This is a genomic window from Pseudomonas sp. NPDC077649 (assembly GCF_044542855.1).
GTDB lineage: Bacteria > Pseudomonadota > Gammaproteobacteria > Pseudomonadales > Pseudomonadaceae > Aquipseudomonas.
In genome coordinates this window covers 214,233-227,003 of the sequence record NZ_JBITVF010000008.1, presented here as the reverse complement: position 1 = coordinate 227,003, position 12,771 = coordinate 214,233, and the positions used below count along the sequence as shown (strand labels likewise).

The window sequence follows — 12,771 nt, the reverse complement described above, 5'->3', positions numbered from 1 at the left end:
GTTGAGCTAACCCATACTAATTGCCCGTGAGGCTTGACCATATAACACCCAAACAATCTGCTCTGAGAGCAGAGGGTGTCGATGGTGAAGTCGACAACAGCCGAAGATTTGCACGAGAGCTACAGGCCCAAGGGCCAAGCCAAACGACTGTCACATACCCAATTCGCTGTAACGGCTAACCCCGCGACAGCAACAAATTGCTTGACGACCATAGAGCGTTGGAACCACCTGATCCCATCCCGAACTCAGCAGTGAAACGACGCATCGCCGATGGTAGTGTGGGGCTTCCCCATGTGAGAGTAGGTCATCGTCAAGCTCCTATACGAAACCCCAGATCGCCAATGCGGTCTGGGGTTTCTTCTTTGCGCCGGGAAAACCTGGAACAGCGCCGGCGCAGCTAACGGCCGCTGCGCGAGGCGTCTCCCAACGGATATCCGGCTTTGCAGCGGGGTGCGCCGTTCGCGCGCTCCTGCAGTGAACCAGTGCAGTTGCAGTTGCAGTTGCAGCTGCGCGGCGCAGGCCAGCTCGCGGCTGTCAGTCGCGATAGAACACCTGGATCAGGTGATAGCCGAACTGGGTCTTCACCGGGCCATGCACCTCGCGCAGCGGCTTCTTGAAGATCACCTGGTCCACCGCCCGCACCATCTGCCCGGGACGCACTTCGCCGAGGTCGCCGCCTTTCTTGCCGGATGGGCAGGTGGAGTACTTGCGCGCCAGCACGTCGAAGGCTTCGCCGGCGGCGATGCGTTTCTTCAGCGCCGCCGCTTCCGCTTCGGTCTTGACCAGGATGTGGCGGGCCATTGCCTTTGCCATATGACGGGCTCCTCAAATTTGCCGGGCTGCTATTGTGCCAGCATCCATAGCGCCAGCAGAATGGCGCGAGATTTTGGGTCATGCATTGCCCGCGACGCCGGCGAATGATGGCCTATGGTATTTCAATCGCGCCTCACGGAAACGTCGCCATGGATCTCCACGCAATGCTGAAAATCCTGTCCAGCCAGGACGGTTCCGACCTCTACCTGTCCACCGGGGCGCCGCCCTGCGCCAAGTTCAACGGCGTGCTCAAGGCGCTCAGCCAGGAGCCGATGAAGTCCGGCGACGTGGCGGCCATCGCCGAGTCGATCATGGACAGCGCCCAGCGTGAGGAATTCGAGCGCGAGCTGGAGATGAACCTGGCGATCTCCCTGGCCGGCGTCGGGCGTTTTCGCATCAACATCTTCAAGCAGCGCAACGAAGTCTCGATAGTGGCGCGCAATATCAAGCTGGACATTCCGCGCTTCGAGGACCTCAAGCTGCCCGAGGTGCTGCTCAGCACGGTGATGGAGAAGCGCGGCCTGGTGCTGTTCGTCGGCGGCACCGGCTCGGGCAAGTCGACCTCGCTGGCGGCGCTGATCGACTACCGCAACCGCAACAGCGGCGGCCATATCATCACCATCGAGGACCCGGTGGAGTACGTGCACCGGCACAAGAAGTCGATCATCAACCAGCGCGAGGTGGGGGTGGACACCCGCAGTTTCCACGCCGCGCTGAAGAACACCCTGCGCCAGGCACCGGACGTGATCCTGATCGGCGAGATCCGCGACCGCGAGACCATGGAACATGCCCTGGCCTTCGCCGATACCGGTCACCTGGCCATCTCCACCCTGCATGCGAACAACGCCAACCAGGCGCTGGACCGCATCATCAACTTCTTCCCCGAGGATCGCCGCCCGCAGCTGCTCAACGACCTGGGCAACAACCTCAAGGCCTTCGTCTCCCAGCGCCTGGTCAAGACCGTCGACGGCAAGCGCCGTGCGGCGGTGGAGGTGATGCTGGGCACGCCGACGGTGCGCGACCTGATCAAGCGCAACGAGTTCTCCGAGCTCAAGGAGATCATGGAAAAGTCGAAGAACCTCGGCATGCAGACCTTCGATCAGGCGCTGATCGATCTGGTCCACGAGGGCGCCATCGACGAGGACGAGGCGGTGAAAAACGCCGACTCGGCGAACAACGTGCGCCTGAAGCTCAAGCTCTACCGCGACAACCCGGCCAATGCCGCGCCGGCGGCCGCCGCGGCAGCCCGACCGGCAGCGGCGCCGGTCAGCGCGCCCAAGGTGGCCGATGCCGGCGACTGGGGCCTGGAGCTCAAGCTGGAAGACATCGAGGAGGACCTGCCGCCGGAGGATCCGGGGCGGCAGGGGATCTGACTCAACGCGGCTCGGGCCGATAGGCCTCGATCAGGCGCTGGCTGATGCCCTCGTCGTGCAGGCTCTGCACGGCGGCGCGCAGGTTTTCCACCAGCTGCGTGTCGCAGTCCCTGGAACAGGCCAGGTAGAGGTCGGTGCTGGCCAGCGCCGGGCTCATCTGCAGCTCGCGCTTGGAGTGCTGTGGCCAGATATACAGCGCCTCCGGCACGCCGGTGAACCAGGCGTCGATACGCCCGCGCTCGAGCAGGTGAACGGGGTTTTCGCCCAGGTTGTGGGTGACGATCTGCCGGTCGGCGAAACCCTGCGTTCTGAGGATTTCCACCTGCGCCGTGCCCAGGCCGACACCGATGCGCCGGTAGCGCTGGCGTGCCTCGGCGAAGCTCTGCACCGGCTCGTCGAGGCTGAAGAAGGCGCGTTCCAGCGGCATGATCGGCGCGATCCAGGTATACAGCGCTTCGCGCTGCGGGGTGCGCGAAAGGGGAATGATCAGCTGGTTGCGGCCGCCGGCAACCGTGCGCTGGGCGCGAGCCCAGGGCTCGACCTTGAGCTCGGCGAGGTAGCCCGCGCGAGCCAGGGCGGCCAGGGTGATATCGCCGACCATGCCGTAGCCGGCCTCGAATGCGACCAGGGTCAGCGGTGGCGCTTCCGGCATGTACAGCTCGACGACTTCCTCGGCCTGACCGGTGGCGGCCAGGGCGAGCAGGGCGCAGCAGCAGAGTTGACGTAGCGACACGGCAGGGTTCCCAGTAGGAGGGTCTTACTCGAGTATACGCAGCACGGTCACGGGCTACCTGTGACGCCGCGCGGCTCTTGCTCATGCGGCGGCAGGCGGCCAGGATCGACCCCGTGCGCCGGCTCAGCGGCGGTCATGGCGAACGCTGCGATTGCGTCCCTGGGCCTTGGCCGCGTACAGCGCCGTGTCGGCCTCTTCGAGGAGTTGTTCGAGGTAGCGCTCGGGGTCTTGCCCCTGCGGTACGAGGTTGGCGATACCGATGCTCACGGTAAGGCGCTGGTCGGCGATCTGCAGCAGGGAAACCTGCTCGTGCACGCGCCGGGCGATGACCGCGGCCTCGTCGCCATCGGCGAACGGCAGCCACAGCGCGAACTCCTCGCCGCCGTAGCGCACGACGCTGTCCTGGCTGCGCACGCTCTTGAGCAGTTGCTGGGCCAGCTCGATGAGCACCCGATCGCCCTCGGCATGGCCGAAGCGGTCGTTGATCTGCTTGAAGTAGTCGATATCGATCAGCAGCAGGCTGGCGTGCGCCTGCGCGCTGACCGTTGCCGTCCACTGTTCTACGTGCAGCGACAGCGCCCGGCGGTTGCCCAGCGCAGTCAGTGGGTCAGTGTGGCTCAGCTGCGCGAACTGTTCCGCCTCGCTCTTGATCTCCACGGCGTATTCGGCGAGCTGGGCGTAGGCGCTCTGCAGGGCGAGGTTGGCCTTGGCCAGCTGCGCCGCGTTTTCCTGCGCCTGTTCGCGGGCCTTGAGCAGTTCGGCCTCGAAGCGCTGACGATCCTTGGCGACGAAGAACAGCCAGATCACCTCGCGTTCGCCATCCACCTCGCTCATCCGGGCATTGGCCATCACCGGGATGTGCTGTTGATCCGTCGCCAGTAGCTGCAGGTGCAGTTCGTTGAATTCGCCGTTTCTGAGCAGCAGTGGCCAGGCATGGGTGTGCAGGAAGATGCGGCTCGCCGGCGGGAAGTAATGATCCATGCTGTCGACCAGCAGGACGCCGGCCAGGCGCTTGAAGTCGTGGTTGGAGTGCTTGATCTGGCCGTTGCAGTCGGTCACCAGCACTGGACAGGGCAGGCGTTCAAGGTAGAACAAGGTGATGGCTTCCTTGCAGGTAGCGGAGCATGGCGACGGCGACCAGCTCCGGGTGGCTCATGTGGGCACAGTGGCCGCTGACGTCGAGGATCTCGAGGGTACTCGCTTTGAGGTGAGTGTGCAGGTAGTCGGCTACCGCTGGCGGTACCAGCGCATCGCGACGGTGATGCAGGATCAGGCTGGGCACCGGGCAGTGCGGCAGCGCGGCGCGTATGTCGGAGCTGAAGGTGGCCTCGGCGAACAGGCGCGCCATCAGCGGGTCGGTCGAGCAGAAGCTGTCGGACAGCTGCGCGGTCACCGGCTGGCCCGCCTCCGCGCCGGACACCAGCGGCGCGAAGTGCTGCGTCCAGCCCAGATAGTTGTGCTCCATCAGCTCCAGCAGACTGTCCAGGTCGCTGCGCCGAAAGCCGCCTTCGTAGGCCGGCGGGTCGCTGAGGAAACAGGGCGAGGGACCGAGCAGCACGAGTCGGGAGAACAACGATGGCCGTTCGATGGCGGCGAGTATGCCGATGCTACAGCTGACCGAGTGGCCGACAAAGGTGATGTCACCGCTCAGTTGCAGGGCGTCGCAAACCTCCAGTAGGTCCTGGACGTAGCCCTCGAGCAGTCGATAGCGGCCGGCATCGAACGCGCTGGCGTCGGAGCGGCCGCTACCCACGTAGTCGAACAATACCTGCCGGTAGTGCGGTGCAAATGCTGGTGTGAGCTTGCTCCACATCTCCTGGCTGCAGCCGAAGCCGTGGCCGTAGACCAGCACCGGGGCGTCGGCATGCGCCGGCAGCAGCTGCTGAACATGGTTGCGCTGGATGATACTCACGCGGTCACCTCGACAAGCGAAAGCACCTCGCTGAGCGAGGTTGCGAACTCGCGAGGGCGTAAAAATGACGCCAGTATAGGTACTTTCGATTGGCAGAAGGCGATTTGCTATCAGTCTTCCGCGGCGCGGGGACTGCAAGGGTGTGAGCCCAATGGCGGCATCGTTCGGCTCGTCGCCTGGCGTGGATAGGGCGTGTTGCGGCTATTGCCGCAGCTGCGGCAGGTCGCGGAACAGCTCCAGCGCCTGCGGGTTGGCCAGGGCATCGGTGTTCTTCACCGGGCGGCCATGCACCACGTTGCGCACCGCCAGCTCGACCAGCTTGCCGCTGATGGTGCGCGGGATATCGGCCACCGCGACGATCTTCGCCGGCACGTGGCGCGTGGTGGTGTTGGCCTGGATCACCTGGCGGATCTCGCTTTCCAGCGCCTCGTCCAGCACCACGCCCTCGCGCAGGCGGACGAACAGCACCACGCGCACATCGCCAGCCCAGTCCTGGCCGATGGCGATGGATTCCAGCACCTGCGGCACCTTTTCCACCTGGCGGTAGATCTCCGCGGTGCCGATGCGCACGCCGCCCGGATTCAGCACCGCATCGGAGCGGCCGTGGATCACCAGGCCGCCGTGCGCGGTTTCCTCGGCGTAGTCGCCATGGGCCCAGACGCCGGGGAAGGTGGCGAAATAGGCAGCGCGGAATTTCTCGCCGCCTTCGTCGTTCCAGAAACCCAGCGGCATCGAGGGAAAGTGCCGGGCGCAGACCAGTTCGCCTTTCTCGCCTGTCACCGGCTGGCCACCGTCGTTCCACACCTGCACGTCCATGCCCAGGCCCTTGCACTGCAGCTCGCCGCGCCACACCGGCAGCACCGGATTGCCGAGGGCGAAGCAGGAGACGATGTCGGTGCCGCCGGAGATGGACGACAGGCACAGGTCGGTTTTGAAATCGCGATAGACGAAGTCGAAGCTCTCGTGGGCCAGCGGCGAGCCGGTGGAGAGAAGCGCTTTCAGGCGTTGCAACTTGTGCGTTTCGCGTGGCTTGGCGCCGGCCTTCTCCAGCGCGGCGAGGTACTTGGCACTGGTGCCGAAGATGCTGATGCCCTCGGCATCGATCAGCTCGATCAGGCGTTCGGGCCCCGGATGGAAGGGCGAGCCGTCGAACAGCACCAGGGTGGCGCCCAGGGCCAGGCCGGAGACCAGCCAGTTCCACATCATCCAGCCGCAGGTGGTGTAGTAGAACAGGCAGTCGTTGGCCGTCAGGTCGGTGTGCAGGCCGAGTTCCTTGACGTGCTGCAGCAGGGTGCCGCCCACGCCGTGGACGATGCACTTGGGCACGCCGGTGGTGCCGCTGGAGTAGAGGATGTATAGCGGCTGGTCGAAGGGCACGGCAGTGAATTCGGGTTCGCCGCCGGGCTGGTAGAAGTCCTGCCATAGCGCCACTCGGGCCTGGGTGCTGAAGTCGGCGGGCTTCGCCTCGGGCCGGGAGTAGGGCACGACGACGAGCTGCTGCAGGCTCGGCAGGCGTTCGAGGATTTCACCCAGCTTGGCGGTCAGGTCCAGGTTCTTGCCGGCGTAGCGGTAGCCGGCAGCGGCGATCAGCACCTTGGGCTCGATCTGGCCGAAGCGGTCGATCACCCCCTGGGTGCCGAAGTCCGGCGAGCAGGACGACCAGGTGGCGCCTAGGCTGGTGGCCGCGAGCATGCCCACCACGGTCTGCCAGGTGTTGGGCATAAAGGCCGCGACCCGGTCGCCGACGCCCACGCCGGCCTCGCGCAGGCTGCGCTGCAGGCCGGCGACATGCCCGGCCAGCTCCAGGTAGCTGAGCTGCTCGCGGCTGCCGTCTTCGCCCACGGCCACCAGCGCCGGATGCGGGTCGCGGCGGCGCAGCAGGTGTTCGGCGAAATTCAGCCGGGCGCCGGGGAACCAGTCGGCGTCGGGCATGGCCGGGCCCTCGCGCAGTACCCGCTCGGCGGGCGTGCTGAAGCGAATCTCGAAAAAATCAACGATGGCCTGCCAGAAGGCCTCGCGCTGTTCGACGCTCCAGGCGTGCAGGGCCGGGTAGTCGGCCAGATCGAGGCCGTGGCGCCGGTTGATCAGGCGGCGGAAGGCATCCAGGCGGGTGGCGGCGATACGTTCGGCGGAGGGCGTCCAGAGGGGCTGCTGCATGGCCGGTCCTCGTCGTTGCTTGTCGATACTTTCTACCCTAGCGCAAGCGGACGGGGTTGCCTTGACGCGCAGCGACGCTTATCGCCACGCGGCCGACCCTCTGTCGCAGTGACGCCGCCACGGCAACTGGCGCGAAACGCAAGGCCGCTCGGAGCGTAGGGTGGATCACGCTTCACCGATCCACCACAACGATGGATGAGAAAAGCGTCATCCACCCTCGGGTGCTTATCGGCTTAGGCGTGCGCGCGCCACCCGCGAACCGTTGGCCTTGCCCAGCACCTCGCAGATGCGCTGGCCGGCGGCGATCAGCTTGTCCATGTCGATGCCTGTGTCGATGCCCAGACCCTGCAGCATGTAGAGCACGTCCTCGGTGGCGACGTTGCCGGTGGCGCCCTTGGCGTAGGGACAGCCGCCGAGGCCGGCGACCGAACTGTCGAACACCTGGATGCCTTCGAGCAGGCTGGCGTAGATATTGGCCAGCGCCTGGCCGTAGGTGTCGTGGAAATGTCCGGCCAGCAGGTGGCGGGGGATGTCGCGGCCGACCACGTTGATCAGGTGGCGGGTCTTGCCCGGCGTGCCGGTGCCGATGGTGTCGCCCAGGGACACTTCGTAGCAACCCATGGCGTACAGCTCGCGGGCGACGCTGGCGACCTGCGCCGGGTCGATCTCGCCGTCGTAGGGGCAGCCGAGCACGCAGGACACATAGCCGCGCACGCGCACCTTGGCGGCCTTGGCCGCCTCCATCAGCGGCACGAAGCGCGCCAGGCTGTCGGCGATGGAGCAGTTGATGTTCTTCTGCGAGAAGGCTTCGCTGGCGGCGGCGAATACCGCCACCTCCTCGACCTCGGCCTGCAGGGCGGCCTCGAAGCCTTTCAGGTTCGGCGTCAGCGCGGCATAGGTGACGCCCGGCTGGCGCTGGATGGCGGCGAACACCTCGGCGGAGCCGGCCATCTGCGGCACCCACTTGGGCGAGACGAAACTGCCCACTTCCACGTAGCCGAGGCCGGCGGCGCTCAGGTCGTCGACCAGGCGCACCTTGTCGGCGACGCTGATCGGCTGTTTCTCGTTCTGCAGGCCGTCGCGCGGGCCGACTTCGACCAGGCGTACGGATTTGGGCAGGCTCATCGGGGTTCCTAGTATGTATCCGTTGTCATCGCGCGTGCGCGGTGGCGTAGGGTGCGCCGTGCGCACCATGGGGTTTGGCTATCTTAGGGCGCTTGCTGCGCATGACGCACGACAGCGTAGGGTGGATGTCGCTTTTTACATCCACCAACGCAGCCGTTGGTGCGCATGGCGCACCCTGCGGCTACTCGATCTCCACCAGCACCGCGCCGTCGCTGACCAGCTCGCCTTCGCGGCAGTAGATGGCCTTGACCGTACCGGTCTCGGGCGCGCGGATGCTGTGCTCCATCTTCATCGCCTCCAGCACCACCAGGGCGGTGCCGGCCTCCACGGCCTGGCCCGGCTCGACCAGTACGCGGACGATGCTGCCGTTCATCGGCGCGGTCAGGCCGCCGTGCTGATGATGGCTGGCCTCGGCGGCGGCGATCGGGTCGAAGCGGCTGACCGCGTGCAGTTCTCCCTGCCATTGCAGGTACAGGGTGTCGCCCTGGCGGATCGCGGGCAGGCGCTGCTGCGCCGCGCCGGGCACCAGCAGGCTGTCGCCCTGCAGATGCGCCTGGCCGCTGGCGCGCACCTTGCGGCTGCTGCCCTGGCAGCTCAGGTGCAGCTCGATCTCCGCCGGGCCGCCGCTGCGCCAGCCGCTGCGCGCGGCCCAGGGCGAATGGGCATCGTCGGCGCGACGGCGTGCGGCTTCGCTCTGGATAAAGGCATCGGCCGCCAGCTGCCAGAAGGCCTCCGGCAGCTCGCTCGGCGGCGGTAGCAGCTGCGCCTCGTGACGCGGGATAAAGCCGGTGTCCAGCTCGGCGGCGGCGAAGGCCGGGTGGGCCAGCACGCGACGCAGGAAGGCCAGGTTGGTCTTGACCCCGCCGACCAGGGTTTCGTCGAGCATGGCGAGCAGGCGCAGGCGCGCTTCCTCGCGGTTCTCGCCCCAGGCGATGACCTTGCCGAGCATGGGATCGTAGAAGGGCGAGACCACATCGCCCTGGGCCACGCCGCTGTCGGTACGCCGGCCGGGGCCGGCGGCAGCTTCGCGGCACAACGCCAGGGTGCCGGTGGCCGGGAGGAAGTCGTGGTCCGGATCTTCCGCGTACAGGCGCACCTCGATGGCGTGGCCGTTAAGCGGCACTTGTTCCTGCGTGATCGGCAGCGCCTCGCCGCGGGCGACGCGAATCTGCCAGGCCACCAGGTCGAGGCCGGTGATCAGCTCGGTGACCGGGTGTTCCACCTGCAGGCGGGTGTTCATCTCCATAAAGAAGAAGTCGCCGCGCTCGTCCAGCAAAAATTCCACGGTGCCGGCGCCGACGTAGCCGATGGCCTGGGCGGCCTTGACCGCCGCCTCGCCCATGGCGCGGCGCAGTTCGGGTGACAGGCCGGGGGCGGGGGCTTCTTCCACCACCTTCTGGTGGCGGCGCTGGATCGAGCAGTCGCGCTCGTTCAGGTACAGGCAGTGGCCGTGCTGGTCGGCGAATACCTGAATTTCCACGTGGCGCGGTTTGAGTACGTATTTTTCCACCAGCATGCGCGAGTCGCCGAACGACGACTGCGCCTCGCGCTGGGCGCTGGCCAGGGCCTCGGCCAGCTCGCTTTCGCGCTCGACCACCTTCATGCCCTTGCCGCCACCGCCGGCAGCGGCCTTGAGCAGCACCGGGTAGCCGATGCGCTCGGCGGCCTGGCGGAAGGTGTCGATATCCTGCGCTTCGCCGTGATAGCCCGGCACCAGCGGTACGCCGGCGGCCTCCATCAGGGCCTTGGCCGCGGACTTGCTGCCCATGGCGTCGATGGCCGAGGCGGGCGGGCCGAGGAAGATCAGCCCAGCCTCTTCGATGGCGCGGGCGAAACCGGCGTTTTCCGAGAGAAAGCCGTAGCCGGGGTGGATGGCCTGGGCACCGCTGGCCCTGGCCGCGTCGATCAGCTTGTCGATCAGCAGGTAGCTTTCCGCCGGCTTGGCGCCGCCCAGATTCACCGCCAGGTCGGCCTCGCGCACATGCCGCGCGGTGGCGTCGATGGCGCTATGCACCGCCACGGTACGGATGCCCATGGCCTTGGCCGTGCGCATCACGCGGCAGGCGATCTCGCCGCGGTTGGCCACCAGCAGGGTGTCGATAGGCTTGAGGTTCATGCTTGTTGCTCCTGCCAGGCGGGCGTACGTTTGTCGAGGAAGGCGCGCAGGCCTTCCTGGCCTTCGGCGCTGACGCGCAGACGGGCGATGGCGTTCTCGGTATAGCGGCGCAGGGCCGGCGTCAGTTCGCCGCTGCCGACTTCGCGCAGCAGGTCCTTGCTGGCGCGCATGGCCTGCGGGCTATTGAGCAGCAGGTTGGCGATCCAGGCCTCGGCCCGGGCATCGAGTTCGGCGGCCGGGCAGGTCTCGGCCAGCAGGCCCAGCTCGCGGGCGCGGTGGCCGTCGAAGCGCTCGGCGGTCAGCGCATAGCGCTTGGCCGCGCGCTCGCCCAGGGCCTGGACCACGAAGGGGCTGATCACCGCCGGGGCCAGGCCGATACGCACCTCGGACAGGGAGAACAGGCTGTCCTCGGCGCCGATGGCCATGTCGCAGCAACTGACCAGGCCCACCGCACCGCCGAAGGCCGCGCCCTGCACCACGGCCAGGGTGGGGATCTTCAGGGCGGCCAGGTTGTACATCAGCTCGGCCAGCTCGCGGGCATCACTGAGGTTGGCGTTGTAGTCGAGCTCGGCGGCCTGCTGCATCCAGGCCAGGTCGGCGCCGGCGGAAAAGTGCTTGCCGCGGCCGCGCAGCAGCAAGAAGCGCAGGCTCCTGTCCTCGCCGACGGCGTCGAGGGCGAGAATCAGCTCGCGGATCATCGCGGCATTGAAGGCGTTGTTCTTCTCCGGGCGGTTGAGCCACAGGGTGGCGAAGCCGCGCGGGTCTTTTGCAAGCTCGATGGTGGTGAAGTCGGTCATGGTCATTCCGTAGGGTGCGCCGTGCGCACCGATACATTGGATTCAGTGTGGGAGGGGCTTCAGCCGCGACCTGTAGAGCGGTTGTCGCGGCTGAAGCCCCTCCCACGGATTACATGCGGAACACGCCGAAACGGGTCGGCTCGATCGGCGCATTGAGGCTGGCCGACAGGGCCAGGGCCAGCACCTCGCGGGTCTGCGCCGGGTCGATCACGCCGTCGTCCCACAGCCGGGCGCTGGAGTAGTAGGCGTGCGCCTGCTTCTCGTACTGCTCGACGATGGGCTGCTTGAGGCGCTGCTCGTCCTCGTCCGAATAGTGCTGACCGGCGCGCTCGGCCTGCTCGCGCTTGACCTGCACCAGCACGCCGGCGGCCTGCTGTGCGCCCATCACGCCGATCTTGGCGTTGGGCCACATCCACAGGAAGCGCGGGTCGTAGGCGCGGCCGCACATGCCGTAGTTGCCGGCGCCGAAGCTGCCGCCGATGATCACGGTGAACTTCGGCACCTGGGCGCAGGCCACGGCGGTGACCAGCTTGGCGCCGTGCTTGGCGATGCCGCCTTCCTCGTATTTCTTGCCCACCATGAACCCGGTGATGTTCTGCAGGAACAGCAGCGGAATGCCGCGCTGGCAGGCCAGTTCGACGAAGTGCGCGCCTTTCTGCGCCGATTCCGCAAACAGGATGCCGTTATTGGCCAGGATCGCCACCGGGTAGCCGTCGATGCGGGCGAAGCCGCACACCAGGGTGGTGCCGAACAGCGCCTTGAATTCATCGAACTGCGAATCGTCGACGATACGCGCGATCACCTCGCGCACATCGAACGGCTGCTTGGCGTCCGCCGGGATCACCCCGTACAGCTCCTCGGCCGGGTAGCGCGGGGCGATGGGCGCGCGGGCGTCGAGCTGGCCGAGCTTGCGCCAGTTGAGATTGGCGACCCTGCGCCGGGCCAGGGCCAGGGCGTGCTCGTCGTTGTCGGCATAGTGGTCGGCCACGCCGCTGGTCTTGCAGTGCACATCGGCGCCGCCCAGCTCCTCGGCGCTCACCACTTCACCGGTGGCGGCCTTTACCAGCGGCGGTCCAGCCAAAAAGATCGTCGCTTGCTGGCGCACCATAATGGTCTCGTCGCTCATCGCCGGCACATAGGCGCCGCCGGCGGTGCAGGAGCCCATCACCACGGCGATCTGCGGAATGCCCAGGGCGCTCATGTTGGCCTGGTTGAAGAAGATTCGGCCGAAGTGCTCGCGGTCGGGGAACACCTCGTCCTGACGCGGCAGGTTGGCGCCACCGGAGTCCACCAGGTAGATGCACGGCAGGCGGTTCTCGCGGGCGATGGCCTGGGCGCGCAGGTGCTTCTTCACGGTCAGCGGGTAGTAGCTGCCGCCTTTTACCGTGGCGTCGTTGGCCACGATCATGCACTCGACGCCTTCGACTCGGCCGATGCCGGCGATCACCCCGGCGGCGGGCACTTCTTCGCCGTAGACCTCATGGGCGGCGAGCTGGCCGATCTCCAGGAAGGGCGAGCCGGGATCGAGCAGGCGGTTGATGCGTTCGCGCGGCAGCAGCTTGCCACGCGCGGTGTGGCGCGCCTGGGCCTTCTCGCCGCCGCCTTCGTGCAGGCGGGCGAGCAGGGCGCGCAGGTCGGCGACCTGCTCGAGCATGGCCGCGCTGTTGGCGGCGAACTCGGGGGAGCGGGTATTGATCTGGGTATGCAGGATGGCCATGGTCGCTTCCTGTAGGGTGCGTCGTGCG

At 67.0% G+C, this 12,771-nt stretch carries 10 protein-coding genes and 1 rRNA gene; 2 read left to right on the top strand and 9 right to left on the bottom strand.

The window, feature by feature from the left end; translation table 11 throughout:
• Window positions 1–200: 200 nt before the first annotated feature.
• Window positions 201–316, top strand: a 5S ribosomal RNA gene (gene rrf, locus ACIGFL_RS21640).
• Window positions 317–534: 218 nt separating this feature from the next.
• Here rrf and ACIGFL_RS21635 read toward each other — a convergent pair.
• Entirely contained in the window at window positions 535–813 is a 279-nt protein-coding gene (locus tag ACIGFL_RS21635; protein WP_031302901.1) for a peptidylprolyl isomerase, read from the bottom strand.
• A gap of 149 nt (window positions 814–962) precedes the next feature.
• Between ACIGFL_RS21635 and ACIGFL_RS21630 the strand changes: the two genes are divergently transcribed.
• The gene (locus ACIGFL_RS21630) at window positions 963–2,186 is read left to right on the top strand and encodes a PilT/PilU family type 4a pilus ATPase (RefSeq protein WP_397498517.1); all 1,224 of its coding nucleotides are present in this window, start codon (window positions 963–965) and stop codon (window positions 2,184–2,186) included.
• 1 nt (window position 2,187) lies between these two features.
• Here the strand turns inward: ACIGFL_RS21630 and ACIGFL_RS21625 are convergent, their stop codons facing one another.
• From ACIGFL_RS21625 to ACIGFL_RS21590, 8 genes are all read right to left on the bottom strand, one after another.
• Window positions 2,188–2,838: a transporter substrate-binding domain-containing protein gene (locus ACIGFL_RS21625; protein ID WP_082457825.1), complete on the bottom strand. Its 651-nt coding sequence runs from the start codon at window positions 2,836–2,838 to the stop codon at window positions 2,188–2,190.
• A gap of 204 nt (window positions 2,839–3,042) precedes the next feature.
• Window positions 3,043–4,014, bottom strand: coding sequence for a diguanylate cyclase (locus tag ACIGFL_RS21620; RefSeq protein ID WP_397498516.1), 972 nt, complete (start codon window positions 4,012–4,014; stop codon window positions 3,043–3,045).
• Window positions 4,001–4,831, bottom strand: a complete 831-nt coding sequence (locus tag ACIGFL_RS21615) for an alpha/beta fold hydrolase (protein ID WP_397498515.1) — start codon at window positions 4,829–4,831, stop codon at window positions 4,001–4,003. The genes ACIGFL_RS21620 and ACIGFL_RS21615 overlap by 14 nt, the downstream gene beginning before the upstream one ends.
• Before the next feature lie 201 nt (window positions 4,832–5,032).
• Window positions 5,033–6,988, bottom strand: a complete 1,956-nt coding sequence (locus ACIGFL_RS21610) for an acetoacetate--CoA ligase (RefSeq protein ID WP_397498514.1) — start codon at window positions 6,986–6,988, stop codon at window positions 5,033–5,035.
• 225 nt (window positions 6,989–7,213) lie between these two features.
• Window positions 7,214–8,113, bottom strand: a complete 900-nt coding sequence (locus ACIGFL_RS21605; protein WP_397498513.1) for a hydroxymethylglutaryl-CoA lyase — start codon at window positions 8,111–8,113, stop codon at window positions 7,214–7,216.
• Between the two features lie 181 nt (window positions 8,114–8,294).
• Window positions 8,295–10,229, bottom strand: coding sequence for an acetyl/propionyl/methylcrotonyl-CoA carboxylase subunit alpha (locus ACIGFL_RS21600; protein WP_397498512.1), 1,935 nt, complete (start codon window positions 10,227–10,229; stop codon window positions 8,295–8,297).
• Window positions 10,226–11,026 (bottom strand): gamma-carboxygeranoyl-CoA hydratase, encoded by an 801-nt coding sequence (locus ACIGFL_RS21595; RefSeq protein ID WP_397498511.1) that lies wholly within the window; start codon window positions 11,024–11,026, stop codon window positions 10,226–10,228. The genes ACIGFL_RS21600 and ACIGFL_RS21595 overlap by 4 nt, the downstream gene beginning before the upstream one ends.
• Before the next feature lie 109 nt (window positions 11,027–11,135).
• Window positions 11,136–12,743 (bottom strand): carboxyl transferase domain-containing protein, encoded by a 1,608-nt coding sequence (locus ACIGFL_RS21590; protein ID WP_397498510.1) that lies wholly within the window; start codon window positions 12,741–12,743, stop codon window positions 11,136–11,138.
• Between the last annotated feature and the right edge of the window lie 28 nt (window positions 12,744–12,771).

Coding starts and splice junctions, on each gene's coding strand:
- ACIGFL_RS21635 (WP_031302901.1), bottom strand. CDS start 813: ATGGCAAAGGCAATGGCCCGCCACATCCTGGTCAAGACCGAAGCGGAA.
- ACIGFL_RS21630 (WP_397498517.1), top strand. CDS start 963: ATGGATCTCCACGCAATGCTGAAAATCCTGTCCAGCCAGGACGGTTCC.
- ACIGFL_RS21625 (WP_082457825.1), bottom strand. CDS start 2,838: ATGCCGGAAGCGCCACCGCTGACCCTGGTCGCATTCGAGGCCGGCTAC.
- ACIGFL_RS21610 (WP_397498514.1), bottom strand. CDS start 6,988: ATGCAGCAGCCCCTCTGGACGCCCTCCGCCGAACGTATCGCCGCCACC.
- ACIGFL_RS21605 (WP_397498513.1), bottom strand. CDS start 8,113: ATGAGCCTGCCCAAATCCGTACGCCTGGTCGAAGTCGGCCCGCGCGAC.
- ACIGFL_RS21600 (WP_397498512.1), bottom strand. CDS start 10,229: ATGAACCTCAAGCCTATCGACACCCTGCTGGTGGCCAACCGCGGCGAG.
- ACIGFL_RS21595 (WP_397498511.1), bottom strand. CDS start 11,026: ATGACCGACTTCACCACCATCGAGCTTGCAAAAGACCCGCGCGGCTTC.
- ACIGFL_RS21590 (WP_397498510.1), bottom strand. CDS start 12,743: ATGGCCATCCTGCATACCCAGATCAATACCCGCTCCCCCGAGTTCGCC.